Origin of the sequence: Streptomyces nojiriensis, assembly GCF_017639205.1 — a bacterium.
Taxonomy (GTDB): Bacteria; Actinomycetota; Actinomycetes; order Streptomycetales; family Streptomycetaceae; genus Streptomyces; species Streptomyces nojiriensis.
On the sequence record NZ_CP071139.1, the window covers coordinates 1,852,815 to 1,878,260 of the forward strand.

Annotated in this window: 21 protein-coding genes and 1 pseudogene; 8 read left to right on the forward strand and 14 right to left on the reverse strand. The window is 73.9% G+C overall.

Annotated elements, in window-relative coordinates; genetic code table 11:
* Nucleotides 1–244 precede the first annotated feature (244 nt).
* The 4 genes from JYK04_RS08650 to JYK04_RS08660 all read left to right on the forward strand — a co-directional run bounded on the left by JYK04_RS08650 (nt 245) and on the right by JYK04_RS08660 (nt 4,726).
* A complete protein-coding gene (locus JYK04_RS08650) occupies nt 245–370 on the forward strand; it encodes a class III lanthipeptide (protein WP_189734573.1) in 126 nt (41 codons plus the stop codon).
* Nucleotides 371–483: 113 nt separating this feature from the next.
* A complete protein-coding gene (lanKC, locus tag JYK04_RS08655; RefSeq protein ID WP_189734575.1) occupies nt 484–3,171 on the forward strand; it encodes a class III lanthionine synthetase LanKC in 2,688 nt (895 codons plus the stop codon).
* A complete protein-coding gene (locus tag JYK04_RS41095; RefSeq protein WP_244372108.1) occupies nt 3,168–4,343 on the forward strand; it encodes an ABC transporter transmembrane domain-containing protein in 1,176 nt (391 codons plus the stop codon). The genes lanKC and JYK04_RS41095 overlap by 4 nt, the downstream gene beginning before the upstream one ends.
* Complete coding sequence (locus tag JYK04_RS08660) at nt 4,256–4,726, forward strand: ATP-binding cassette domain-containing protein (protein WP_244372136.1); 471 nt, start codon at nt 4,256–4,258, stop codon at nt 4,724–4,726. The genes JYK04_RS41095 and JYK04_RS08660 overlap by 88 nt, the downstream gene beginning before the upstream one ends.
* A gap of 174 nt (nt 4,727–4,900) precedes the next feature.
* Here JYK04_RS08660 and JYK04_RS08665 read toward each other — a convergent pair whose 3' ends face one another.
* The 3 genes from JYK04_RS08665 to JYK04_RS08675 form a co-directional block, all read right to left on the reverse strand.
* Nucleotides 4,901–7,861 carry a helix-turn-helix transcriptional regulator gene (locus JYK04_RS08665; protein ID WP_189734577.1) on the reverse strand — a complete coding sequence of 987 codons (2,961 nt, stop codon included), beginning with the start codon at nt 7,859–7,861 and terminating at the stop codon, nt 4,901–4,903.
* 107 nt (nt 7,862–7,968) lie between these two features.
* Entirely contained in the window at nt 7,969–8,643 is a 675-nt protein-coding gene (locus tag JYK04_RS08670) for a response regulator (RefSeq protein WP_189734579.1), read from the reverse strand.
* Complete coding sequence (locus JYK04_RS08675; protein WP_189734581.1) at nt 8,631–9,758, reverse strand: sensor histidine kinase; 1,128 nt, start codon at nt 9,756–9,758, stop codon at nt 8,631–8,633. The genes JYK04_RS08670 and JYK04_RS08675 overlap by 13 nt, the downstream gene beginning before the upstream one ends.
* A 303-nt stretch (nt 9,759–10,061) precedes the next feature.
* Between JYK04_RS08675 and JYK04_RS08680 the strand changes: the two genes are divergently transcribed.
* Nucleotides 10,062–10,913: a GNAT family N-acetyltransferase gene (locus JYK04_RS08680; RefSeq protein ID WP_189734583.1), complete on the forward strand. Its 852-nt coding sequence runs from the start codon at nt 10,062–10,064 to the stop codon at nt 10,911–10,913.
* Between the two features lie 170 nt (nt 10,914–11,083).
* On the opposite strand, the gene JYK04_RS08685 is transcribed toward JYK04_RS08680, so the two are convergent.
* The 6 genes and pseudogenes from JYK04_RS08685 to JYK04_RS08710 form a co-directional block, all read right to left on the reverse strand.
* On the reverse strand, nt 11,084–11,743 hold the full coding sequence (locus tag JYK04_RS08685; RefSeq protein WP_189734585.1) for an alpha/beta fold hydrolase: 660 nt from the start codon (nt 11,741–11,743) through the stop codon (nt 11,084–11,086).
* The gene (locus JYK04_RS08690) at nt 11,740–12,594 is read right to left on the reverse strand and encodes a DUF1295 domain-containing protein (RefSeq protein ID WP_189734587.1); all 855 of its coding nucleotides are present in this window, start codon (nt 12,592–12,594) and stop codon (nt 11,740–11,742) included. Before JYK04_RS08690 ends, JYK04_RS08685 begins: the two co-directional genes overlap by 4 nt.
* Nucleotides 12,591–13,889 carry an SAM-dependent methyltransferase gene (locus JYK04_RS08695; protein WP_189734589.1) on the reverse strand — a complete coding sequence of 433 codons (1,299 nt, stop codon included), beginning with the start codon at nt 13,887–13,889 and terminating at the stop codon, nt 12,591–12,593. The genes JYK04_RS08690 and JYK04_RS08695 overlap by 4 nt, the downstream gene beginning before the upstream one ends.
* Nucleotides 13,886–14,650 carry a DUF1365 domain-containing protein gene (locus JYK04_RS08700; protein WP_202186051.1) on the reverse strand — a complete coding sequence of 255 codons (765 nt, stop codon included), beginning with the start codon at nt 14,648–14,650 and terminating at the stop codon, nt 13,886–13,888. Before JYK04_RS08700 ends, JYK04_RS08695 begins: the two co-directional genes overlap by 4 nt.
* Nucleotides 14,647–15,903, reverse strand: coding sequence for an NAD(P)/FAD-dependent oxidoreductase (locus JYK04_RS08705; RefSeq protein ID WP_189734591.1), 1,257 nt, complete (start codon nt 15,901–15,903; stop codon nt 14,647–14,649). Before JYK04_RS08705 ends, JYK04_RS08700 begins: the two co-directional genes overlap by 4 nt.
* 164 nt (nt 15,904–16,067) lie before the next feature.
* Nucleotides 16,068–16,649: pseudogene (locus JYK04_RS08710) on the reverse strand (sigma-70 family RNA polymerase sigma factor); the annotation flags it as partial.
* Between the two features lie 260 nt (nt 16,650–16,909).
* Here JYK04_RS08710 and JYK04_RS08715 point away from each other — a divergent pair.
* Nucleotides 16,910–17,971 (forward strand): MerR family transcriptional regulator, encoded by a 1,062-nt coding sequence (locus JYK04_RS08715; protein ID WP_189734595.1) that lies wholly within the window; start codon nt 16,910–16,912, stop codon nt 17,969–17,971.
* Here the strand turns inward: JYK04_RS08715 and JYK04_RS08720 are convergent.
* From JYK04_RS08720 to JYK04_RS08735, 4 genes are all read right to left on the reverse strand, one after another.
* The gene (locus tag JYK04_RS08720; RefSeq protein WP_189734597.1) at nt 17,959–18,891 is read right to left on the reverse strand and encodes an alpha/beta fold hydrolase; all 933 of its coding nucleotides are present in this window, start codon (nt 18,889–18,891) and stop codon (nt 17,959–17,961) included. The two genes, JYK04_RS08715 and JYK04_RS08720, sit on opposite strands and share 13 nt — an antisense overlap.
* A 45-nt stretch (nt 18,892–18,936) precedes the next feature.
* Entirely contained in the window at nt 18,937–20,316 is a 1,380-nt protein-coding gene (locus tag JYK04_RS08725; RefSeq protein WP_189734599.1) for a cryptochrome/photolyase family protein, read from the reverse strand.
* 76 nt (nt 20,317–20,392) lie between these two features.
* A complete protein-coding gene (locus tag JYK04_RS08730; RefSeq protein ID WP_189734601.1) occupies nt 20,393–21,973 on the reverse strand; it encodes an SDR family oxidoreductase in 1,581 nt (526 codons plus the stop codon).
* 108 nt (nt 21,974–22,081) lie between these two features.
* Complete coding sequence (locus tag JYK04_RS08735; RefSeq protein WP_189734603.1) at nt 22,082–22,720, reverse strand: fasciclin domain-containing protein; 639 nt, start codon at nt 22,718–22,720, stop codon at nt 22,082–22,084.
* A gap of 221 nt (nt 22,721–22,941) precedes the next feature.
* Here JYK04_RS08735 and JYK04_RS08740 point away from each other — a divergent pair, with 221 nt between their 5' ends.
* Together JYK04_RS08740 and JYK04_RS08745 are read left to right on the forward strand one after the other, a co-directional pair.
* Nucleotides 22,942–23,526 (forward strand): sigma-70 family RNA polymerase sigma factor, encoded by a 585-nt coding sequence (locus JYK04_RS08740; protein ID WP_268254137.1) that lies wholly within the window; start codon nt 22,942–22,944, stop codon nt 23,524–23,526.
* Nucleotides 23,523–24,281, forward strand: coding sequence for an anti-sigma factor (locus tag JYK04_RS08745; protein ID WP_189734607.1), 759 nt, complete (start codon nt 23,523–23,525; stop codon nt 24,279–24,281). The genes JYK04_RS08740 and JYK04_RS08745 overlap by 4 nt, the downstream gene beginning before the upstream one ends.
* A 12-nt stretch (nt 24,282–24,293) precedes the next feature.
* Here JYK04_RS08745 and JYK04_RS08750 read toward each other — a convergent pair whose 3' ends face one another.
* Nucleotides 24,294–25,289 (reverse strand): GlxA family transcriptional regulator, encoded by a 996-nt coding sequence (locus tag JYK04_RS08750; protein WP_189734609.1) that lies wholly within the window; start codon nt 25,287–25,289, stop codon nt 24,294–24,296.
* Nucleotides 25,290–25,446: the final 157 nt, after the last annotated feature.

Here is a 25,446-nt window from a genome sequence, read left to right on the forward strand (position 1 = left end):
AGACACCGCCTCTGACATCGCCCTTCCCTACCACACCGGGTGCCGCCGTCCGGAGCGTGCGGACCACCACCATTCCGCCCCCCGCCGGGCGGCACTTCGGTGGGGGGCGCGGGCGGAGATTATGCGGGGCCACCGCCCATGTGCGGGTGGAGCGGATGGCGTTGAGTCGGACCTGCCGATCGGCCGGCCAGGAACGCACATCAGCGCGCGTCCCGCGCACCCGACCTTCGAGGAGGTGATCCGGATGAGCATCCTCAAGCTTCAGAACATGGAGGCCCGCGTCACGCCCAGTGCTGCCGCCACCGTCAGCCTGACGAGCAGCAGCAGCGACTGCTGCAAGTCTCCGCGCGAGCCGCAGAACCCGAACTGACCCGCCGGGTCCGTGCGTGGGCTCGGCGCGCCCCCGCACGGACCCAGCGTTCCCTACGGCCGCTGCCTCAGCCGCTGCTGTCGGCGGCCCCTCGGACGATCACAGAGGCTGACATGCACAACGAACGCTGGGTCTACCGCTTCCTCTTCGCGTGGAACGACACACTGTTCTTTGACCCGCTCGACGTCTTCTACGAGCCGAACGCGGACCACTTCCTCGCCGCGTTCGACGAGCGGGTGCGGGCCCGGTTCGTCCGCAGCGGCATCTGGTGGAGCTTCCGGCACAACCAGAACCTGCCGGCACAGGGCTGGAAGATCCACGTCTCGTCGAGCCACCGCCACGTGCGCGAGGTCGCCGCCTCGGTGATCGGCCACCTCACGGAACGCGAGATCGACTTCAAGATCGCCCTCGATCCCAACATCTTCGAGATGCTCAACTCCAAGGCCATCTCCCGGGGCAGCGGCGGCAAGCTCGTCACCGTCTACCCGCGCGACGACGACGAGTTCCGGACGTGCCTGGCCGACCTGGCCCGCCTCCTGAAGGGCGTCGAGGGCGCCTACGTCCTGTCGGACCTGCGCTACCGGGACAGCAAGGCCCTCTACTTCCGCTACGGCCAGTTCCTCGACACCCGCACCGTCGACGTCCTCGGCCGCGGCCGGCCGCGGATCCTCGGACCGGACGGACCCGTCCCCGACGACCGGCGCCCCGGCCATGTGCATCCCTCCTGGGTGCCCTGGCCGTTCGACGACTGGCGGCCCGCCGACGAGGACGAGGACGACGACGGCCTGGTCGGGGGCCGCTTCCGGGTGACCGGAGCGATCCAGTTCTCCAACAGCGGCGGCGTGTACACCGCCGAGGACACCGCGGACGGCGACCGCCAGGTGCTGCTCAAGGAGGCCCGCCCGCACACCAACATCAACCCGCGCCAGGACCACGACGCCGTGGACATCCTCGGCCGCGAGTGGATGTTCCTGAACCGGCTGGCCGACGCGGGCTCCTACCCGGCGCCGATCGCGAAGTTCCGGCACTGGGAACACCACTACATCGCCGAGGAGTTCGTCGACGCCTCCGACATCCGCTCGGTGCTGCTGGAGCGCAACCCACTGGCGCGCCCGGGGTTCGACATCGAGCGGTCACGGGACTACCTGCGGATATTCCTCGCCGTCTTCCGCGGGCTGGCCCGCGCGATCCAGGCCGCCCACGACCGCGGGGTGATCCTCGCCGACTTCACCGCCGCCAACCTGCTCATCGACCCGGACACCTACGAGGTGACCATCGTCGACCTGGAGGCCTGCCGGCTGGCCGAGAGCGGTGACACCGCCCTGGCGAAGCCGGTCGAGCTCTACACCCCGGGGTTCAGCCTCTCCCGCAACCGCTTCAAGGCGTACGGTCCGGAGGGCGACCGCTACGCCCTCGCGTCCACCATGGCGTACTTCGTCTTCCCGATCGCCGCCATGTCGTACCTGCGCGAGGACGTCCTCGACCTGTACCGGATCTTCATCACCGAGGGCCTGGGCTGGCCGGAGCGGGTGCACCGGCTGATCACCGACCTGGCCCGGGACCGGATCGACCTCACCGGCCTGCTGGAGGCCCTGGAGGACGAGGCCGGCCTGCTCGACGCGGTCGAGGCCCTGCCGACGCGCCCGGTCGTCGAGGAACGGCTCGCCCTGGCGGAGGCGGAGGCCGGGGTGGCCGCGTTCGTCGAGGCCACCGCCGACACCGACCGCGACACGCTCTTCCCCGTGGACCCGTTCGCGCACGTCACCAACCCGCTGAGCCTGGGCTTCGGGGCGAGCGGCGTCCTGTGGGCGCTGCACTCCAGCGGTGTCCCGATCCGGCCGGAGTGGCGTGCCTGGCTGAGCCGCAGGCTGGCGGACATCGATCCGGCCCGCTACCCGGACGGTCTCATGAACGGCCTGTCCGGCATCGCCTGGGCGGCCGACTCCCTCGGGCTCGGCACCCCGGCCAGGGAGCTGCTGACCCGGGCCAACGAGCGCGCGGTGGAGCAGGGCGACCACACCTTCTACTACGGCCTCTCCGGGGTCGGCATGACGAACCTGCGCTTCTTCCTGCGCGGCCACGACCCCCGCGACCTCGCCGCGGCGCAGGCGTGCGCGCAGGCGCTGTGCGAGACGGCGCTGCGCGACGGCGGGCAGGCCCACTGGCTGAACGAGTTCAGCGCGAAGGAGCCGCTGACCGGCCTGGGCTTCGGGCAGGCCGGTGTCGCGATGTTCCTGCTGCGCATGCACCAGGTCACGGGAGAGGCGCGCTACCTGCGGCTCGGACGGGAGGCGCTCGCCTGGGAGATGGCCCACGCCAAGCCCATCGACGACGAGGGCGGCCCGGTCATGTTCGAGCACGAGGGGACGATGGAGCCGTACGTCGAGGTCGGTTCGGCGGGCGTGCTGAAGGTGCTGCTGCGCTACGGGGACACGGACGCGGCCCGGACCGTCCTGCGCGGGCTGGACGTCCGGTACTCGGTGATGCCGGGCTACGCCTTCGGCATGACCGGGGTCGCCGACGCGCTGCTGGACGCGGCCGAGTTCACCGGCGACCGGTCGTACCGCGACACGGCGCTGCGCCAGCTCGACTTCGTCCGGAAGGTCTTCCTCTTCGAGCCCGCGGAACGCTTCGGGCTGCCCCGCACCGAGGGCCGGCCGCCCCTGCTGGGACTGCCCGGTGACGGACTGCTGCGCTGTTCCACCGACTACCTGACCGGCTCGGCGGGCGTGCTGCGGGTGCTCCACCGGGTGAACCGGGGAGGCCCGGCCGACTTCCTGCTGGACGAGGTCGGGCGGTGAGGCAGCTGTGGCGCACGCTGCGGGGGCACCGGGCCCCCTTCGTGGTGATCCTCGTCGCCGAGGCCACCATGAGCGGGCTGGAGGCGCTGCTGCACCCACTGCTGCTGAAGGCCCTGTTCGACGAGGCGATCCTGACCGCCGACCTGCGGCGCTTCCTGGTCCTCGGCCTCGCGTACCTCGTGCTCGGGCTGACCCTCAACCTCACGGGGTACTGGATCGCCTGCCGGCGCAAGCGCTTCGAGAACGCGTTCACGCTGGTGCTGGAGACGGAGCTGCTGGGCCGCGCCCTCGGCCTGGACGGCCGGAAGCTGTCGCGGGCCGGCAACGCCTCGTACGTCAGCCGCATCCACAACGACGTGTCCCAGGGGGTGCTGCCCGCCGTCGACGTGTCCCTGCGCATCGCGCGCCAAGCGGTCGCCTCGGCCGTCTTCCTGGGGGTGCTGCTGTACCTGTCCTGGCAGGCCAGCCTCGTCCTGCTGGTGATCGTGCCGCCGCTGGTGTTCGTGAGCAACCGGCTCGGCAGGCGGATCGAGGAGAACACCGGTCCCGAACGCGAGGCGGAGGCCCGGTACATCAACACGCTGACCCGGACCCTGGAGGCCTTCCCCGCCCTGCGCGGTCTGCCGTCGCTGCTGCCGGGGACGCGCCGCGCGAACCAGGACGCGCTGCGCGGCTTCCTCGGCATCACCTTCGTCAACTTCCGGCTGGGGCAGCGCCAGCGGACCCTCAGCGATCTGGTGATGAACCTGTCGGACACCGCGTCGATGGTCGTCGGGGCCTTCTTCGTCTTCTCCGGCCGGATGTCCTTCGGCAGCTTCCTCGCCTTCGTCAACTCGCTGTGGCGGGCGGTGACCGGGATGTTCGAGCTCATCAACATGATTCCGCAGGCCCGCCGGAACACCGCCGTCCTCGAACGGATCGAGTCCCTGCGGCAGGCCCGGGAGAACCCGTACCACGACGAGGGGGCGCTGGTCCGGATCGCCGGAGCCCGTGTCGTGTACGGCGGCGCCGACGGGGCCGGGGCCGGGGGAGCGAGGTGGCCGGGGTCTCGTTCGACACCTTCGAGCTGCGCGCCGGCGAGCACGTGCTGCTGCGCGGCCCCAACGGCTGCGGGAAGACCACGCTGCTGCACATCATCGCCGGGACGCTCGCCCCGGACGCCGGGTCGGTGACGCTGCCGCCCCGGGTGGCGAGTCTGACCGCTCCGGTGAACCTGCCCCCGCTGCCGGTGCGCGACCTCGTCCCCGACGAGCGGCTGCGCGCCGCGCTGGACCTGGACGGACCGGCCGACCAGCTGCCCTCGGAGCTGTCCTCCGGCCAGCGCCAGCGCGTCGGGGTCGCCGCGCTCCTGTGCGAGGACGCGGACGCCTACCTCGCGGACGAGCCGTTCGCGAACCTCGACGACCGCGGCCGGGAGCTGGTGTTCCGGCTGCTGCGCGAGCGGACCGCCGGGCGCGCGCTGCTGGTCGTGCACCACGGGGACGAGGACCTCGACGGCCGCTTCGACCGCGTGGTGACCCTGACCGCCGGACACCCGCTGGCCCGCCTGTCCTGATCCCGGGAGGCCCTAGGCGGTGTCTTGTCGATCGGGCCGGATCAGGGAGCGGGGTCTGGTGCCGTGTATCGCAAGGCGGACGAGGGAGGCGACGCGGAGCGTCGTCGACCGAGGACAACGCGGCGAGGCGCGGTGCCAGGGCCCGCGAGCCCGGCCTGATCGGCAAGACACCCCCTAGGCCACCAGGTCGCGGGTGGCGGTGGCGAAGGCCGTCCGGTTCGGGTGGCCGGTCTTCTGCAGGAGGCTCGCCACGTGCTTCTCGACGGTGCGCAGCGAGATGTGCAGCCGGCCGGCGATGTCCTTGTTGCTGATGCGTTCGGCGACCAGCCGGGCCACCTCGTACTCGCGGACGGTGATCCCGCAGCGGCGCAGGTCCGCCGGCACCCGCTCGGTGCCCGTGCGCCGTTGCCGGACCGGGGCGCCCATCCCGCGCAGCAGGGCCCGGCTGGCTCCGGCGACCGCCTGGAGACCGGCCCCGTGGAAGTACTCCTCCGCCTCGCGCAGCCACTCGACCGGCGCGCCCCAGCCGTCGTCGTACGCCGACTGCGCGACGAGGCGCAGACACAGCCTGCGTGCCACGGGGAAGGGTTCGGCCGCCTCCAGTGCCTTGCCCGCGGCGGCCGTCGCCTCGTCGGGGCGGCCCTCGCGGCCGAGCAGCACGGCGTGCGCCAGGCCGGTGAACTGGTGGTTCCAGCGGGTGGCGCCGGCGCTCGCCAGCGTGACCTCGGCGTGGTGGCGCCGGCCCATGCGGCCGTCCAGTACGCCGAGCAGCAGGATGATGCCGTGCTTGCCGAACTCGCCCATCGCGGGGTTCTCCGCGTCGTAGGCGAGGGCCTGCGCGAACTCCTGCCCGGCGGCCTCGTGCCGTTCCTCCAGCAGCGAGCAGAACGCCCGTGCCAGCCCGTACGACATCGCGCGTACGCCGGGCGCCGCGTCCAGCAGCGGGGCCAGTCGCTCCAGTGCTCCGCGCATCTCGGCGCGGCGGCCCTGGTGGGCGTACCGTACGGCCTCGGCCAGCCGCAGCATGGCCAGCGGGCGGCCCAGGCCGAGGCGTGAGGCATCGGCGGCGGCCTCCCGGATCCGGTCCCGGGCCTCGTCGAAGCGGCCGTGCTGGATCCGGTCCAGCGCGAGGACGAAACCGGTTTCGTGGACCAGGGGCAGCAGCCCCATGCCCAGGGCCTCCCGCCGGGCCTGTTCGATCCGGTCGGGCCGGCCGTCGTGGCTCGCGGCGACGATGGCCAGGTGCACGTCGGCGGCCGTGCGCGGGACGGGGAGCCGGCGGGCGAGGGCGATGGCGCGCGCCCGCCGGAAGTGGGCCATGGCCGTCGGCTCGTCCTGTTCCCGGGCCAGCTGCCCGAGCAGCAGCAGGGCCCTGCAGGTCACGTCGGGCAGGTCGACGCGCTGAGCGGCGTGCAGGGCCCGGAGGGCGTACCGGGTGGCGGTGCGCAGCCGGTCGGGGGCGAGCCGGCTCAGTTCCACGTGCACGGCGGAGAGGTCCACGAGGGCGGTGTACTGGTCGGCCGGGTGGCTCCCGAGCAGCGCGCGGGCGATGTCGAGGTGCCACAGGGCTTCCGCGGGGCGGCCCGTCAGGGTGGCGATGTCGCTCAGCCGGGCGTGGAGTCCGGCGCGCCGCTGGGCGGGTATGCCGTGCTCGCCGCCGTCGCCGCCGAGGGTGTCCAGGACGGCGGCGGGCGCGGGCAGGCGGTCGAACCGCGCCGAGCGGGCGACGGCGTCGAGCAGCCGCTCCAGCACCGTGGCGTGCAGTTCGGGAGCGGTATCCGGTTCGACGAGCCGGTGGGCCCGGGTGAGCAGCTCGACCGCCCGGTCCACCGCGCCCTCGCCCGTCGCCCGCCCGGCCGCCTCGGCGTACAGGCGGATGGCCTCGGGGGTGTCGCCGGCGTGCTCGTGCAGCTGGGCGGCGTGCTCGCACCACGTCCCCGGCAGCCCGGGGTGGAGCTCGGTGAGGGCGCGCGCGGCCCGCCGTACGTACCTGGTCCGCTCCCCCGGGCCGAGGTCGTCCAGCAGGGCCTCGGCCGCCAGCGGGTAGCGGAAGGTGTACCACTGGGCGCCCGGGCCGTCCGGCGTGATCAGGTACGAGGCGACCGCGGCGCGCAGGACGGCGGACAGTTCGGCGTGGTCGCGGCCGATGGCGCGTTCCAGTACGGGCAGTGCGAAGCGCCGGCCGAACAGGGCCGCCATGCCGAGGAGTTCGGCGCCGAGCGGGCCGAGCCGCCCGGCCTGGCGCCTGACGTTGTCCGCGACGGTGGCCGGGACGGACGGCGTCCGCCGGTCGGGGCGGTCGGGGTGGTCGGGGCGGCCGGCGAGGTCGTGGACGAGCTCCTTGACGACGAAGGGGATTCCGGCGCTGCCGTCGACGGCGCGGTGGACGAGGTCGGGGCAGACCTCGGCCGGGGGGACGCGCAGCTCGGCCGCGATGAGCAGGTGCACGTCGGGGCGGCTGAGGGGGGCCAGGTCGAGGACCGCGGCGGCCCCGCGCTGGCGGGCCCGCGTGGCGAGTTCGGCCGCCGCGCCGGGTGCGCACCCGGTGACGAGGAGGAGTACGGCCGGCTGGTGCCCGATGTTGTCGAGGAGGTATTCGACGACCTCCAGCGTTCCGGCGTCGGCGTCGTGCAGGTCGTCGAGGACGAGCAGACAGCCCTTGCGTTCCCCCACGACGGTGAGCAGGCGCAGCATCGTTTCGGCGACCACGAGGTGCGGGGCGGCGTCGGCGCCCGTGTCCCGGGCGCCGGTCAGCAGCCGGGACATGACCGGGCCGTAGCGGCCGAGTTCCTCCGGGTCGGGCAGCAGGCCGGCCCGGGACAGCAGGAGCAGCGCCTCGACCAGCGGACGGTACGGGACGGGTGAGCCGACCGCGCTGGCCCGCCCCCGTACGGTGACCATGTTGGTCTCGGCGGCCATGGCGAGGGCCTCGGTGGCGAGCCGGGTCTTGCCGACACCGGGCTCGCCGGTGACGAAGAGTGCCGTGCCGCGCCCGGACCGGGCGGCCGCCAGCGCGAGCATGAGCTGCCCCATCTCGGGGCCCCGGCCGATGAGTTCCCCTCGCCTCGGGTGCGGGCCGCCGCCCGGGCCCGCGACGGTACAGTCCTCCGGCAGCGCCGGCCAGAAGATGGACACCGGCTCGTCCCCTTTCCGGCGGGCCGTCCGAGGCGCCGCCGGGGATGACGATATGGACGGTGCGCGTGCCCCCTGTAGCCGTCCGTTTGGGGGGCTTGTGCGGGCGGTCAGCCCGCGTCGAGACTGTCCTCCCGTACCCGTTGGGCCAGGTCGAGCTTGGTGTAGGTGGGGCGGCCCGCCTGCTGGTACTTGGCCTTGACCCGGTCCAGGTAGTCCTTGGCGGTGTGGACGGTGATGCCGGCGCGCCGGGCGGCGGATTTCAGGGTCAGTCCGGAGGCGTAGTCGAGGAGGATCTGTCGTTCCCGGGGCGAGAGGCGGGGGCGTGCGGGGCTGTCGTCGTAGGCGCAGGCGAAGGCGAGTTCCGCGGAGAGGGCGCCCTGGCCCGAGGCAAGGTCCTTGATGGCGGCGACCAGGGTGGGCAGGTCGTGGTCCTTGGTCAGGTAGCCGTCGGCGCCGGCCCGGATGGCTTCGATGATCCGGGAGCGGTCGGGCACCGTGCTGATCATCAGGACCCGGCTGCCGGTCCGCAGCAGCCGCCGGATGTTGTCGGCCGGGGCGGAGCCGTCACGCAGGACGAGATCGAGGAGGACGATGTCGGGCGGGGAGTGGCCGGTCGCCCCGAAGCCGTACGGAGGGTGTGCGTCCGGTGCGCCGAGGAGCTCCCCGACGGTGGCGGCGGTCGCCACGAGCCGCAGCTCCGGCACGCCGCCGAGCCAGGCCCGCAGGCCGTCGAGGAGCATCCGGTCGTCGTCGACCACCGAAACGGTGATCACCCGGGCCATCTCAGCTCCACCCGTACGCCCTCGCCGGGGGCGGTGTCCACGGTCGCCCGGCCCCCGACCTCCGCCATCCGGCCGTGGACCGAGCCGCGCAGGCCGAGGCCGGGCTCGCACCGCTCGGGGTCGAATCCCGGCCCCCGGTCGACCACGGTGACGACGGCTCCCCCGCGTGCGTCCGGGTCCCTGGTGGCGGTGAGGTAGGCGTGTCCGGTGCCCGCGTGGCGCCGTACGTTGTTCAGGGCCTCGCGGACGGCGTCCCCCAGCGCGGCGGCGACCGCGGGGGGCACCTGCGGCAGGTCGTGGTACTGGGCGGTGACCCGCAGCTGGAGGCTCTCGACGGATCCGACCGCCTCTTCCAGGGCCGTGCCGATCTCCCGGTGGTGGACCTCTTCGGCGGTCTGCTGGATCAGCCGGCGCAGGTACGCGGCCTCGCGCGCGCAGCGCTGGCGCACCTCGGGGGCGTTGGCGTCGACCGAGCCGGAGGCCAGGGTGGTCAGGGTCGCGAGGACGGTGTCGTGCAGCGCCCGGTGGTGTTCCAGCCGCTCGGCGTAGCGCGCCTTGTGGGCCTCGGCGGCCACCGCGCGGGCGTTGGCCTCGTCGAGGAGGCGGCCCTGCCGGAGCAGGTACCACCGGAAGAGCCAGGTCATCACGGCCGAGGACACCAGCGAGTTGGTATGGCCGAGAATCACGGCGGGGCTCGCGCCCACCGCGTGGTAGCCGATGAGGTGGGCGCCGATGAGGAGGCCGATCACGACGAGGGCGTGCAGCCGTCGGAGGGAGATGGCGGCGACGGCGCTCGCCGAGCCGCCGAGCAGCATGGCCCAGGCGATCGCGGGCGGTTCGCGCACGCCGCCCCAGGCCCAGAGGGCCAGGGGCAGGGCGCAGCCGGTGACCAGGACGTCCGCCCAGATGTGCCGCCGGTCGAACCAGCCGCGCCGCAGCGCGGCGCCGTAGGTCAGCACGCTCAGTCCCAGGGCGGCGGCGAATCCCGCGTACTGCAGCGGGAGTTCCGACCGGCGCTGGGCGACGGCGAGGGCACCCACCGTCAGATGGCTCGCCCGGTACAGCAGGGTGGCCACGATCAGGAAGGACTGGGCACGCTGCAGGCCCGATGCCACCCCGCTCGTCCCCCGCAGTGCCCGTATGCGCCGTACCGGTAAGGACAGCAACGCCAAGACCACACCCTCCCGTACCGATTTGCCGGTGACATCTGCCATTTTGCCCTAGCAGGTGCACGTCAAATAGGCGCGTACCGGCCTGCTCACGGGCTTGGCCGAGGTGTCACCACACGTCGGCCGGAAAGGTGTTCCCGACGCCGGTCCGACGCGTGTCCGGCCACGACGACGACGCGAAGCCGGCCACTGCGCCGGGTGTCGCGGGTGTCCCCGGTGGCGGGATCGCGCCCTGCCTAGGCTGGGCGGATGAACGGGATACGGATCGTGGCGGACCAGGGTGAGTGGCGGGGCGGGTTCGAGGAGCGGGTGCTGGCCGGATACCGGGCAGCGGGCTGTTCCGGGCCGCTGGCCCGCGCCCTGCTGGAGCGGGCGGTGGAGGGCATCGACGGCTGGACCGTCGCCACGGACGGCACCGGGTGGATAGCGGTCGGGGTGACGGAGCACGACGGCGCGACCGTGGGCCGGATCCACGACATGACGGTGCCGCGGGGGCGCGCCTGGGCCGAGCGGTGGTGCGCCGGGCAGGGGGCGCAACGGGTGGAGGTCCGGCTCAGCGGCGGAGCGGGGGAGTTCGCCGACTACCCCGTGCGGCAGCAGATCCGGATGAGCGCCACGGCCGAACGGGCCGAGATGCCGCCGGGCCTGACGGTCCGCCGGCTCACCGAGGAGGAGTATCCGGCCTGGTACGCCGCCGAGGAGGCCTCCTACATCGCGGACATCGTCCGGTCCGGATCCCTGACCCCGGAGCAGGCCAAGGCGAAGTCCGACCGGGACTTCGCCGGCTACCTCCCCCAGGGGTACCTCACCCCGGGCCACGCCTTCTACGTGATGGAGGCCGACGGCCGGGCGGTCGGCACCGGCTGGGTGAACCACGGCTACCTTCCGGGCGTCACCTTCGGCTTCTCGCTGGAGGTGTACGAGGAGCAACGCGGCAAGGGCTACGGCCGGGCCGCGATGGCCGTCGGCCAGTGGGCCACCCGGCAGGGCGGCGACCAGGCGATGATGTTCAACGTCTTCGGCGGCAACGACGTCGCGATGAGCCTCTACGACAGCACCGGCTTCGCCGTGCTGGACGAGTACCGCTCGATGCCGCTTTAGGTCGTCTCTTTCGGATCTTGTCGGCCGAGCCCGCGGCGTCCGGTGCCGTGGGGCCTCCCCAGGCCCGCCAGGGCCGAGGGGAAGCCTGGCAAGGCGGAGGCGTGCCGTGCACTGGACGTACTCGGGTGCCCCGACAACGCGGCCAGGTGCGGTGCCGGGCGTCGCGGGCCTCAGTCGCGGGTGACCAGGCTGGTGACGAGCGCTGCGGTGCGCCGGTGCCAGGCGCCCGCGCCGCGGAGCATCGCGTGGCCGCCCGTGGACATCGGGATGGCGGTGGCGTCGGCGCCCGCGAGCCGGGACCGGCGGACGAACTCCCAGGACCCGGCGGCCGAGGTGACCCGGTCCGCCTCGTCGTGCAGCAGGTAGAGCCGGCGGCCCGCGAGGTGGTCCACCGGTTCGCCCGGCGGACACCAGGGGGCGAGGGCGACCACGCCGTGGACCAGGGGTGCGCCGGCCGCCCGCAGCGCCGCCCGGCCACCCATCGAATGGCCGACCAGGACCACGGGTACGTCCCCGGTGAGCCCCCGCAGCCGGGCGAGGGCCGCCTCCGCGTCCCGGGCGGCGTCGCAGCGGGAGCCGTTCCAGCCGCGGTGGCGGTAGCGCACCTCCGCCACCAGGACGTCGCGTCCGCGCGTCGCGCGGGCGACGGCGGCCGCGAAGGGCCGCATCCGCAGCGCGGGCAGGTTGACCAGGGGTGGCGGTTCCGGCCCCTCCTCGCGCCCTCCGTGCAGCAGCAGGACCGCGGCGGCCGGTGTCGCGGGGGACGTACGGAGCACGAGGGCGCGGCCCTCGCCGGTGGACTCCGTGTCCCGCTCGGTCCCGGCGCTCACCCCGCCTCCCGGCGTATGCGGCGCGGCGGGCGGGGGAAGAACCCGCTGGTGCGGGCGGCATAGGCCGCGTAACCGGGCCGGTCCGCCATGTGCGCCTCCAACAGTCTCTTGCCGCTGCCCCAGATCAGCAGCGCGCTCATCACCAGCGGTGAGACCAGTGTGAGTGCCGCAGTCTGCCAGGTCGCGCAGGCCAGCAGATAAAGACCCCACCAGACGAGGAAATCACCGAAGTAGTTGGGGTGCCGCGTCCAGCTCCAAAGACCGCGGTCCATGATCGTTCCGCGGTGCTCGGGGCGTTCCCTGAAGCGGGCCAGCTGGAGGTCGCCGACCGCCTCGAAGAGCAGTCCGGTCGCCCAGAGCAGCAGGCCGGCGGCGGCGAGCGGCCCGAGGGGAACGGGCACGTACGACGCGGCCTGCACGGGCAGCGAGACGAGCCAGACCAGCGCGCCCTGGAGGAGGTAGACCTTGCGCAGGGCGTAGAGCCGGGTGCTGCCCGGCGCCCGGGCGAGCATGCGGGCGTAGCGCGGGTCCTCGCCGTGCCCCCGGCCGCGCCCGGCGATGTGCAGGGCCAGGCGCAGCCCCCATACGACGGTCGCCGCGGCGACCGCGAGGCGCCGGCCGTCGTCGCCGTACCCGGCCGACAGCAGCCAGCTGGTGAGCGCCACCGCGGCGAAGGCGACTCCCCAGGCGATGTCGACGATCCGGTGCAGGCCCTTGACGGCGGCCACGGCGAAGGTGGCCAGCATGACGGCGAACGCGGCGCCGGCCGCGACGCCCAGGTTCAGGGACAGCGCGCCCCAGTCGACGCCGGCGGACAGGGCCTGCGCCTGGACCTGGGCTCCGGCGGTCATCGGGGCTCCCGCGGCCCGTGGTCCTCGGCGGTGAGCAGGAGTTGGCGTACGTCGAGGTAGCGCGAGCGGAATCCGGCCTCGGAGTAGGCGAGGTAGAGGTCCCACATGCGGTGGAAGGTGCGGTCGAAGCCGAGGGCGGCGACGGAGTCGGCCCGGCGGTCGAACTCCTCGCGCCACAACCGCAGCGTCTCCGCGTAGTGGTCGCCGAAGCCGTCGTCCGCCACGGTGTCCAGCCCGGCCGTCGCGCTCGCGCGGGTGATCGCCTCACGGGAGGGGATGACCCCGCCGGGGAAGATGTACTTGCTGATCCAGGTGTGCGTGCGGGCGGTGAGGAGCATGCGCTCGTGGGGCATGGTGATGGCCTGGAGGGCGACGCGGCCGCCGGGGGCGAGGAGCCGGCGCAGGGCGGCGAAGTAGGTGTCCCAGTACTCGGCGCCGACCGCTTCGATCATCTCGACGCTGACGACGGCGTCGAAGGAGCCTTCGACGTGCCGGTAGTCGCGCAGTTCGACGGCGACCCGGTCGGTGAGGCCGGCCGCGGCGATGCGCTCCCTGGCCAGGTCGCGCTGCTCGGCGGAGAGCGTCACGGTCAGCACGTCGGCGCCCCGGGAGGCGGCCCGGATCGCCAGCTCGCCCCATCCGGTGCCGATCTCCAGCAGCCGGGTGCCCGGCCCGACGTCCGCGAGGTCGAGGAGCCGGTCGATCTTGCGGTGCTGGGCGGCGGCGAAGGTGGTGGGTGAGGCGGGGAAGGCGGCGAAGACCGCCGAGGAGTAGCTCATGCTCCGGTCGAGGAACAGGGTGAACAGTTCGTTGGACAGGTCGTAGTGGCGGTGGATGTTCTCCCGTGCCCCCTCGGGGGTGTTGCGCTGCTGCTCCGGACGCCGGCGTACCCAGGCTTCGCGCAGTCGGCGCAGCGGCGCCGGCACCAGGTCGTCGACGTGGGTGGCGAGCACGGTCAGTACGCCGACCAGGTCGTCGCTGTCCCATTCCCCGGCCATGTACGACTCGCCGAAGCCGATCAGGCCGTCCGCGCCGATCCGGCGGTGGAAGGCCTCGGGGTCGTGGAGGACGAGGGTGGGCAGCGATCCCGCCTGCCGGGGAACGCGGTAGGCGGACGGCTCCCCGTCCCCGTGCCGGACCCGCAGCGGGAGCCGGGCGAGGGCCCGGCCGATGATCCGCTCGGCGACGGCGGTACGCAGGGCCGAGGCGCGGGGCGGCCGGGCCACGTCGGGCCAGCGCGCCGGGTCGACGGGTGCGAGCGCGCTCTCGTGGGCCGTGATGTACGAGACGGTCACAGGGTGCCTTCCTGCGGGGGACGGACGGGGCGGGGGCGGACCGGGAGGCCGCGGAGGAACAGCCGGATGCCGTGGAAGCGGATGCCGGCGGAGACCCGGGCCGTGGACCACGGGTGGCGCAGGGCGGCGCCGAACAGGGCGCGGGCACCGGCCGGCCGGTGCGTTCCCCGGACGGTCGCGGTGAAGGGGCAGGTCCCGTCGTCCTGGCGCAGTTGCACGGTCAGGTCGAGGCGGTCGCCGGGGACGGGCAGCCGCATCCGGTAGAAGCCCTCGACCGCGAAGAACGGCGAGACGTAGAAGTCCTTGGGGACGTCCGCCAGTCCGTCGCTGCCGGGACGCAGCAGGTAGCAGTGGCGCTCGCCGTAGGTGTTGTGGACCTCGGCGACGACGCAGACCGGGGTGCCGGCGCGGTCGTGGCACCAGTAGAGGGTCAGGGGGTTGAAGACGTGGCCGAGGACCCGGGCGTGGGCGAGCATCAGGACGCGCCCGTCGGCGTTCTCCACCCCGTGGGCGGCCAGCTGGGCCTGCAGGCCCGCGCGCAGGGTGGGCGCCCGGCCGCCGAAGTGGTCGCGGGCGTCGAACCGGGCGAGCGCCCGCAGCGCCCGGGGTATGCGGGGCGGATCGTCGATGTCGATGAGCCACAGGTAGGTGCGCTGGAGGAAGGCGTGGCGGACCGGCGAGGTGCGGGCGTGGGCCACGGTGCACTCGTACAGGGCCGGTACGCGGGGCGGGGCGGTCCGCTGCGCGGGGGTGCCGTTCACCACCGCACCCCCAGCGCTTCGGCCGCGGCGACGCCGGAGCGGCAGCCGTCCTCGTGGAAGCCCCAGCCGTGGTAGGCCCCGGCGAAGGCGGTCACGGAGGTGTTCAGCCGGGGCAGTTCCTGCTGCGCCGCGACGGATCCGGGTGTGTAGACGGGGTGTTCGTACACCATGCGGGCGATCACGTCGAAGGGGTCGACCCGGCCGCGGGCGTTGAGGGTGACGATGTGCGGCTCGGCGGTCGGCAGCTGCTGGAGCCGGTTCATGTCATAGCTGACCTGGACGGATTCGGGCCGTGCGGCGCAGGAGGGGAGCCAGTAGTTCCAGGAGGCCCGCGCGTGCGCGGACCGGGGCAGCAGCGAGGTGTCGCGGTGCAGCACGGTGGGGTTGCGGGAGTACGTGAACGCGCCGAGGATCCGGATCTCGTCCTCGGTCGGATCGGCGAGCAGGCGCAGCGCCTGGTCGGGGTGGACGGCGATGACCACGGCCGCGTACGGGGTCGAGTCGCCGTCCGGGGTGAGCACGCGCGCGTGGTCGGCGGCGCGCGTGACGGCCCGGACCGGGGTCGAGGTGCGGACGGAGGTCAGGTGCTTGGCGGCCTTGGCCACGTAGCTCGCCGAACCGCCCGTGACCGTACGCCACTGCGGGGATCCCTTGACGGACAGCAGTCCGTGGTGGTCCAGGAAGCGGAAGAGGTACCGGGCGGGGTACTGGAGGGCGGTGTCCGGTGCGCACGACCAGACGGCCGCGACGAGCGGGATGGCGAAGTGGCCGACGAAGTAGCGGGAGAAGCCGTGCCCGTCGAGGAACTCCCCCAGCGTCTGCCCGCTGTCGGGCGAGGCGAGCGTCCGCCGGGCGGCGCGGTGGAAGCGCGGGACCTCGGCGAGCATGCGCAGGTGGCGGCCGCGCAGCACGTTGCCTCCGCCGAGCAGGCCGGCCGCACCCCGGGCGCCCGCGTACTCCAGGCCGCAGCCGTCGCACCGTACGGACATGCTCATCTCGGATTCCTGGGTGGTGACGCCGAGTTCACCGAACAGCCGCAGCAGGTGCGGGTAGGTGCGCTCGTTGTGCACGATGAATCCGCTGTCCACGTGGACCGTTCCCGCGTCCTGGGTGGGCAGTTCATGGGTGTGGGCGTGGCCGCCGAGGCGGTCGTCCGCCTCGTACAGCACCACGTCGTACGTGCGTTGCAGGATGTGGGCGGCCGTCAGCCCGGCCACGCCCCCGCCCACCACAGCGACTCTCCGACGGTCCATGTCACTCAACCCCTCGCGCTCGCCTGCCCCGCACGGCCGGTGCCGGCCGTTTCACGGGTACTTCGGTGCCGGACGGCCGGCGGATGGGATCTTGTTTCGACGGCTGCCGGGGACGGGCCGGCTCCCCCGCTCCCACCACGGCCGCTGCCCCCGCGCGCCTCGCCGCCGAGGCAGTGGCGCATCCGGTGCAGCCCCCGCCGGGCGTGGCTCTTGACGGTGCCCAGCGGCAGTCCGGTGCGCTCGGCGATCTGGGCCTGGGTGAGGTCCGCGTAGAAGGCCATGGCGAGTACCTCCCGCTGTGCGCGGGGCAGCTTCGCCAGTTCGCCGGTGACGAGCAGCCGGTCCAGGACGGTCTCCGGACCCGCCGCCGGCTCGCCCGTGGGCGGCAGGGCGGCGCCGGCCGCGGCGACCAGGTCGAGCCTGCGGGTACGGGCCGTGAGCGCGTCGGCGATCTTCCGGCGGGTGATGCCGACCAGCCAGCCGGGGAACGGGCCGCGCTCCGGCCGGTAGTTGGCGCGACCCTGCCAGGCAGCCAGGAAGACCTGCTGGCTGACGTCCTCGGCCTCCCTGGAATCGCCGAGGGTGCGGGTCGCCAGGGCGAGGACGAGCCCGCCCCAGCGCCGGTACGCGGCGCTCAGGCACCGCTCGTCGCCGCGTACGAAACCCTCGGCGACCTCGTGGTCGAGAAGCTGCTCCCGGGGCGCGGACACGGGGGACGGCCGGGCGGTGACGCTCTGTGCGGTCATGGCGACTGCTCCTAGGGGGTGTCTTGTCGATCAGGGCGGATCAGGGAGCGGTGGTCGGTGCCGTGGATCGCAAGGCGGACGAGGGAGGCGACGCGGAGCGTCGCCGACCGAGGACAACGCGGCGAGGCGCGGTGCCGGGCGCCGCGAGCCCGGCCTGATCGGCAAGACACCTCCTAAGGCCGGGACCGGTTCCCGTCCAGATTCCGGCCCGTCCGTGCATCGATTCCACTCGCATCGGTTGTGCGTCGCATGATGGAGACATGAACGAGCCCGCACAGCCCGGCGAGCGCGCAGAGGCCGCAGAGGCCGCAGAGCCCGCGCACGGCGTGACCACCGGAGCCGTGGCACGCCGGCTGGGGGTCGCCCCCACGACCCTGCGCTCGTGGGACCGCCGGTACGGCATCGGGCCGGCCGCCCGCGAGGACGGCAGGCACCGGCGGTGGACCTCCGGGGACATCGCCGTCCTGCAGGAGATGTGCCGCCTGACCGCGTCGGGGGTGCCGCCCGCGGAGGCCGCGCGCGCCGCCCGGGCGGGGACGGTGCCCACCGCGCCCACCGCGCCCGCGGCCGCCACCGCCACCGCCGCACCGGCCCGTCAGCCGGGATCCGGCAACGGCCTGCCGCTCGGCGACGTGCGCCAGGAGTGCCGGGGGCTGGGCCGGGCCGCCGTCCGCCTCGACTCACCGACCATGGACGAGCTGCTCGGCTCCCTGATCGGCGCGTACGGCCTGGTCACCACCTGGGAGGAGGTGATGGTGCCGACCCTGCACGCCGTGGGGCGCAAGTGGGAGACCTCGGGCGACCAGTACGTCGAGGTCGAGCACCTGCTCTCCTGGCACGTCTCGACCGCGCTGCGCCGCGTGGGCATCGGGGCGCTGTCCGGGCCCCGGGCGAGCGCTCCCCCGATCCTGCTGGCGTGCGTACCGGGCGAGCAGCACACGCTCCCGCTGGAGGCGCTCGCCGCCGGTCTCGCCGAACTTGGCCTGCCCGCCCGGATGTTCGGGGCGGCCGTGCCGCCCGAGGCGCTCGACCAGGCCGTGCGCCGGACGGGACCCGTCGCGGTGGTGCTGTGGGCCCAGGCCCGCTCCACCGCGCACCATGCCCTGGCCCGGCACGTCGCCGACACCGCTTGGGGCGTCAAGGGCGCCCGGGCCCGGACCACGGTCCTCCTGGCGGGCCCCGGCTGGGCGGGGCCCGTACCCGCCCCGGGCATGCTGCGCCCCGGCGGACTGCGGGAGGCTTTGGGCCTGCTGCGCGGGCTGTGCGAGGCGGCGTCGTCCCCGGCGGGCGGAGGCGGCGGAGCGGCTCCTCAACGCTCCTGACCGGCACGGGCCTGCTCGACCACGTCGCGGATCGCCCGCGCGACGATCCGCGGCTGCTCGACGGCGATGCCGTGGCCGCTGTCGGTGTCGGTGACGTGCCGGGCCCGCAGGTCCTCGGCCAGGCGCCGCTGGGCGGCCAGCCAGGCCGGCCAGGTCGATCCGCCGCCGACCGAGAGGTCCCACGGGTGGTCGGAGGTGAGCACGACGGCGGGCAGGCCGCGCGGCAGGGCCGGCGCCCCGCGCAGCTCCCGCACGGCGGCCGGGTAGTCGGGTGTTTCGAGGCCCTTCCCGGTGTCCATGGCCCGGATCTTGTCCATCCATCCCGACCACTGGGCCGGTGTCAGGGTGTCCTCGAGGAACGGCGAGGCACCGTCGACGGTCACCAGCCCGGCGGTCCGCGCCGGTTCGGTACGCGCGAACAGCGAGGCGGTCATCGCTCCCCACGAGGCACCGACCAGTACGTACGGCGGGTGCTCACCGGCCGCGGCGAGCACCGCCCGCAGGTCCCTGACGCCCGCTGCCGCCGTGGTGGGCTGGGTGACCGGCGTCGAGCGGCCCGGGGTACCGTCCAGCCGGGTCGTGCCGGGACGGTCGTAGGCGCACACCCGCGTGAACCGGGCGGTCTGCGGGAGCACCGCCGACGGATCGGGCCTCGGAGCGACCTCCGGACGCGCGGCGTCCGCGATGTGCGTCCACTCGTCCGACGCACCCCTGGCACCGGACACGAGCACGACCGTGGGGGACCCGGAGCCGCGGCAGTCCAGCAGCACGCGGCGGCCGCCACCGATGTCCACCGGGCGGGCCGGACCGTCCCCGTCGTCCCGGGCCGCCGCGGGCACCGCCCCCGTGCACAGCGCGAGGGCGACGGCGAGGGTGACGGCGGACATGTGACGGGCCCGGACCGGGCGTCTTCCGAACACCAGTCCAGTCTGGCACCCGGCGGTGGCCTCCGACAGCCGGTGGTGTCAGGGGCCGTCCTTGCCGCGGGCCCGCCGGAAGCGGGCGAGCCCCTCCGGGAGCCCGACCAGGGGGTCCGGGTAGTCGTACCGGGCCCGTTCCGGGCCGGCCAGCCGCCAGGGCTCGTGGACCGAGGGGCCCGGCAGTCCGGCGAGTTCCGGGACCCAGCGCCGCACGTACGCGCCGTCGGGGTCGTACCGCTTGCCCTGGATCACCGGGTTGAGCACCCGGTTGGGGCGGCTGTCGGTACCGGTACCGGCCACCCACTGCCAGTTGAGCTGGTTGTTGGCCACGTCGCCGTCGACCAGCAGGTCGAGGAAGTGGCGGGCTCCGGCGCGCCAGTCGATGTAGAGCGTCTTGGTCAGGAAGGACGCGGCGAGCAGCCGGCCCCGGCCCGGCATCCAGCCCTCGTGGGCGAGTTGGCGCATGGCCGCGTCCACCACGGGGTAGCCGGTGCGGCCCTGCTTCCAGGCCAGCAGGTCGGCCTCGGCCGCCTTGCCCCGCCGCCAGCGGTCGGCCCGGGTGCGGTAGTCCCGGGCGGCGGCCCCGGGGCGGGCGGCGAGGAGCTGGTACTGGAAGTCGCGCCAGCAGAGCTGCCGTACGAAGGCCTCGGCGCCCGCCCCGCCCCGGGACCGCGCCCGGTGCACGGCCTCGGCCGCCGAGACCGCGCCGAAGTGGATGTACGGGGAGAGCCGGGAGGTGGCGTCGCCGGGAAGGTCGTCGTGGCCTTCCTCGTACCCGTCGGCGTACTCCCCCAGCCAGTCCGCGAGCCGCTGCCTGCCCTCCCGCTCGCCCCCGGTGGCCAGGCCCTCGGAGACCGACGCGACCGCGGCGCGGGCCGGGAGCGCCTCGGAGCGGATCCCGCCGGGCACCCGGACCTCCTGCGGCGGCGCGAGCGGCTCGCGCAGCCGCTCGCCCGACCAGCGCCTGAAGTACGGGGTGAAGACGGCGAAGTGGTCGGATCCGCTCGGTGTCACGGCTCCGGCGGGCAGGGCGGTGACCACGCCGTCATGGACGTACAGGCGCCGCCCGTCGGCCTCCAGGGCGCTGCGCAGCCGCTGCTCGCGGTGCAGGGCGAAGGCGCTGCACCCGGCCGCCATGTGCACCTCGTCGGCGTCGGTCTGCCGTACGACGGCGCACACCTCGGCGACGGGGTCCCCCGAGCGCACCACGAGCCGGCCGCCGCGCTCGCGCAGCCCGGAGTCGAGTCCGGCCAGGCAGTCCGCGAGGAAGGCGAGCCGGTTGGGCGCCGCGAAGCCGGCGCGGTCCACCGCCGGGTCCCGGACGAAGAGCGGAACGGTCTCGTTCCCCGGTCCCAGCGCGGCGCGCAGCGGCGGATGGTCGTGGACGCGCAGGTCCGAGGTGAACAGGACGACCGAGACGTTCATGGTGCTGCTCCTGGCATCGGGCCACCGGGCGGACGCGGGAGGGGTCGCACGGTGGTCACTGGGCTGGCCTTGCCCGTCATTCGGCGCGGGCGGCCGCCGCGGATGCAGCGTTCGCGGGGGATGCGGCGGATCCCGGGGCCGCGGCCGGGCCGCGGTCGTCACCCGCCTCCGCCGTGCGCGCGATGTTGCGGGCCATGCCCCCGAAGACCACGGCGTGGAACGGCGAGACGGTCCACCAGTACAGGTGGCCGGCCAGGCCGCGCGGGTGGAAGAGCGCCCGCTGCCGGTACCGGGCGCGGCCGTCCCCGTCGTCCTCGGCGTACATCTCCAGCCAGGCGAGGCCGGGCAGCCGCATCTCGGCGCGGAGCCTGAGCAGCCGGCCGCGCTCGATCTCCTCGACCCGCCAGAAGTCCAGGGAGTCGCCGACCCGCAGGTGTGCGGCGTCCCGGCGGCCGCGGCGCAGTCCGACGCCCCCGACGAGCCGGTCGAACCAGCCGCGGACGGCCCAGGCGAGCGGGAAGGAGTACCAGCCGTTCTCCCCGCCGATCCCCTCCACGACCCGCCACAGGGCCTGCGGCGAGGCTTCGACGGTGCGTTCGCGGACATCGGAGTAGAGGCTGCCGCCGGCCCAGTCGGGGTCGGTGGGCAGCGGGTCGCTCGGCGCGCCGGGCACGGAGGCGGAGGACCAGCGGGTGAGGACCTGGGCGTCGCGGACCTTCTGGAGGGCGTAGGTGAGGGCCGTGTCGAAGTCGAGGGGGGCGCCGGGCGGGTCGGGCACCCAGGTGGCGATGTCGTGCTCGTCGCAGACGACCTCGTACTTGAGGGACTCCGCGAGGGGGCGGGCGATGGCGCGGGGCACCGGGGTGACCAGGCCGACCCAGTGGCTGGAGAGCCGCGGGGTGAGGACCGGTACGGGCAGGATGAGCCGCTGGGGCAGCCCGTCGACGCGGGCGTAGCGGCGCATCATGTCGAGGTAGGTGAGGACGTCGGGGCCGCCGATGTCGAAGGCGCGGCTGACGTCGGCGGGCATGCGGGCGCTGCCGACCAGGTAGCGCAGGACGTCGCGGACGGCGATGGGCTGGATACGGGTGCGCACCCAGCTGGGGGTGACCATCACGGGCAGCCGCTCGGTCAGGTAGCGGAGCATCTCGAAGGAGGCCGAACCGGAGCCGATGATGACGGCGGCGCGGAGCACCGTGGTGGGGACGCCGGAGTCGAGGAGGATGCGCCCGACCTCGGCGCGGGAGCGCAGATGGGGCGAGAGGTCCCGGTCGGGAACCCCGCTCGGGGTGAGTCCGCCCAGGTAGACGATGCGGCGGACGCCGGCGGCGCGGGCCTGCTCGGCGAAGGTCCGTGCGACCAGGCGGTCGGTGTGCTCGAAGTCGCGCCCGGTGCCGAGGGCGTGCACGAGGTAGTAGGCGACGTCCACGTCCCGCAGGGCGGGGGCGAGCGACGCGGCGTCGGTGACGTCGCCGCGGACGATCTCCGCCTGCCCGGCCCAGGGATGGTCGCGCAGTTTCTCCGGGGTGCGGGCGAGGCAGCGCACCCGGTGGCCCGCGGTGATGAGCTCGGGGACGAGCCGGCCGCCGATGTAGCCGGTGGCTCCGGTGACCAGGCACCGTGTGCCCGGGGCCGAGGGTCCTTGTGCGTCCGTCATGGAGTTGCTCCGATCGGGTGTCGCGGGTACTCCCCCGGAGTTCTTCCGGGGGCACGGTCCGGCTGGATGCACGGACCGCCGCCCACGAGCTGATCGTCCGGAGCGCGCCTACTTGGGCATGAGGACCGTGTCGACGATGTAGACGGTGGCGTTGGCGGTGGGGACGTTGCCGCAGACCACCTTGGAGGAATTGTTCACCTGGTAGGCGGTGCCCGAGCCCTTGGTGGTGATCATGCCCTTCTGGAGGGTCTGGAAGGATCCGCCGCCCAGTTGCTGCGGGGTGAGCTTCTCGCCGACGACGTGGTACGTGAGGATCTTGGTCAGGGTCGCCTTGTCGGCCAGGACCTTGTCCAGGTCCGCCTTCGGGATCTTCGCGAACGCGTCGTTCGTCGGGGCGAACACCGTGATGTCCTGGGCGTTGTTCAAGGTGTCCACCAGGCCTGCCTTCTTCACGGCCGTGACCAGGGTCGACAGCGCCGGGTTGTTCGAGGCGGCGGTGGCGACCGGGGCCTGCGCCATGCCGTCGAAGGAGCCCGCGCCGCTCTTGGGCACCGAGGCGCACGCCGGGCCGAACGGACCGCCCGCGCCGGTGCCGGTTTGGCCGACCGGCTGGGGTGAGGAGAGGGCGTCGGGCGCGGCCGCACCCTGATTACTCGTACTCTCCTCCGAACAGGCGGACAGTGCCAGCGGAAGCAGCACTGCGGCCGTCACGGCGAGGGTGGCACGGCGGAAGGTGTGAATGCTCATGGTCTCTCCTGCGTCTGGGACTCACCCATCGGTGAATCACGCCGCCTATTCGGCACCGGCCCCCATCCGGATGGCCCCATCACCCGAACGAGTGGCGACCCGCACAAGCCGCCGAACAGCGTTTCGGGGGCTGCCGAAGACACATGTCCGCCGCGACCTATCCGCCAGCCCCGCGGCTCCGAATGAGCTGTGCAACCGAGTACTCCTGGAGGACCTCCCCGGTGAGAGAGAACGTGCGCATAGGCCGGCATCCGTCGGCCGCTCCCGACCTGCCGGAACTGATGGGCCGGGTGGCCCGCGGTGATCAGCAGGCGTTCACGGCCGTCTTCGAGGCCGTGTCGGGCCCCGTGCTGGGCCTCGTACGGACCGTGCTGCGGGACCCGGCCCAGTCCGAGGAGGTCGCCCAGGAGGTACTGGTCGAGCTCTGGCGGACCGCCGCCCGCTACCAGCCCGCGCGGGGTTCGGTGATGAACTGGGTGCTGACCCTGGCCCACCGCCGGGCCGTCGACCGGGTGCGTTCCGCGCAGGCGTCGACCAACCGCGAGAAGCGGGCGGCCCTGCTGGACCACACCACGGCCTACGACGAGGTGGTGGAGCAGGTGGAGTCCCGGCTGGAGCGCGAGCAGGTACGGCGCTGCATGCACGGACTCAGCGAACTGCAGCGCCAGTCGGTCACCCTGGCGTACTACCGCGGCCTGACCCACCGGGAGGTCGCGGAATTGCTGGCCCTGCCGTTGGGTACCGTGAAGACACGGCTGCGCGACGGGCTCATCCGGCTCCGAGACTGCCTGGGGGTGGGCGTGTGAACACCACGGATCCGCACACATTGACGGGTGCGTACGCGCTCGACGCCCTGGAACCGGACGAACGGGCCGCCGTCGAGCGGCACCTCGCCGACTGCGTGTCCTGCACGCAGGAGGTCCGGGAGTTCTCCGAGACCGCCGCGCGCCTCGGGCTCGCCGTCGCGGCGCAGCCGAGTCCCGCGCTGCGGGACGAGGTGATGCGCCGGATCGCGACGGTGCGCCAGGAAGGGCCCTCGACGGTCAGGGCCACGCGCGGCGGCCACGTACGGCCCCGCTGGCGGCCGGTGTCGAACTGGGCCCTGGCGGCCTGCATCGCGGGGGCCGTGGCGCTCGGCGGTGTCGCGGTGGCGCAGTACCAGCAGGCCGAGGACGCCCGGCAGCAGGCGCAGCAGGCCCGTCTCGCGAACGATGCCGTCGGCTCGGTCCTCGCGGCCGCCGACGCCCGGGTGGCCACGGCGCCGCTGCGGGGCGGCGCGGTGGGCACGGTGGTCGTCTCGGCCTCCCGCAACCAGGCGGTCTTCGCGGCCTCCGGCCTGCCGGCGCCGCCCGGCGGGAAGGTGTACCAGCTCTGGTACAACGACGGCGGCGGGAAGATGCGTTCGGCGGGGCTGATGGGCACCGGTACCCCGGCGACGGCCACCCTGCTCGACGGCCCGGTCAACGCGGCGTCGGGGATGGGCGTCACCGTCGAACCGGCCGGCGGCTCGCCGCATCCGACCTCGGCCCCGGTGGCCCTGCTGGCCTTCCCGGCGGCCTGAGCCGGGTGCCGGTCAGCCTGCCGAGGCAGCCCGGAAGCGGTTGCGGTACTCCGTCGGCGTCGTGTCGAGTTTGCGGCGGAAGGCGCGGACGAGGGTGTCGGTCGTGCGGAAGCCGCAGACGGTCGCGACTCGTTCGAGCGTGTCGTCCGTGGACTCCAGCCGGTTCCGGGCCACTTCGACGCGGGCCGATTCGATGTAGGCGGCCGGGGTCGTCCCCAGTTCCGTCTTGAAGATCCGGGTGAGCTGCCGTTCGCCGACGTGCGCCTGTTCGGCGAGGTCGGCGACGGTGAGCTCCTCGGCGATGTTCCGCATGACGTGGTGGCGGAGGTCCTCGATGCGGCGGGTCGTCGACACCGGTTCGAGCGGGACGCTGAACTGGCTCTGTCCGCCGGGCCGTTTCAGGTACATCACCAGCTGGCGGGCGACGCGCAGGGCGACGGCCTCGCCGAAGTCGTCGGCGACGAGGGCGAGCGAGAGGTCGAGGCAGGCGCTGATTCCGGCGCCGGTCCACACGTCCTGGTCCCGGATGAAGATCGGATCGGCGTCGACCTCGACCGAGGGGTGCTCGTCGGCGAGTTGGCGGGCGGTGGACCAGTGGGTGGTGGCCCGCCGGCCGTCCAGCAGCCCGGCGTCCGCGAGGATGTGCGCGCCCACGCAGACGGATGCGACGCGCCGGGCCGTGGCGGCGAGGGTCCGTACCCGGTCGACCACGGCGGGGTCGGCGAGGGCCCGTACCCGGCCGCGGCCGTCGACCTCGACCGACCCGGGCACCAGCAGGGTGTCGATGCTCCGCCCCGCCACTTCCCGGAAGGTGGTGTCCGGGAGGATCCGGACCCCGGCGGAGGTGGTGACGGGGTCCATGGTCTCGGCGGCCAGGGCGACGCGGTATCCCGACGCCTCGCCCAGCTCCCGCTGCAGCAGGGCGAACACCTCCGGCGGTCCGGTGACGTCCAGCAGGTCGACGCCGTCGAAGAGGACGACGACGATGAACCGTCCGACGGTGCTCAAGGGGTCTCCGTTCGGTGCGACGACGGCCGTGTCAGGACCCACCGTATGTCGGTTTCTGCGGGTTGGATGACATTGCCGACATCCGAGGCGGCTCATAGCGTGGAGAGCACGGCCGCCGCTCCGCGGCCGGCACCTCGACGTGACACCCCAGGAGGGT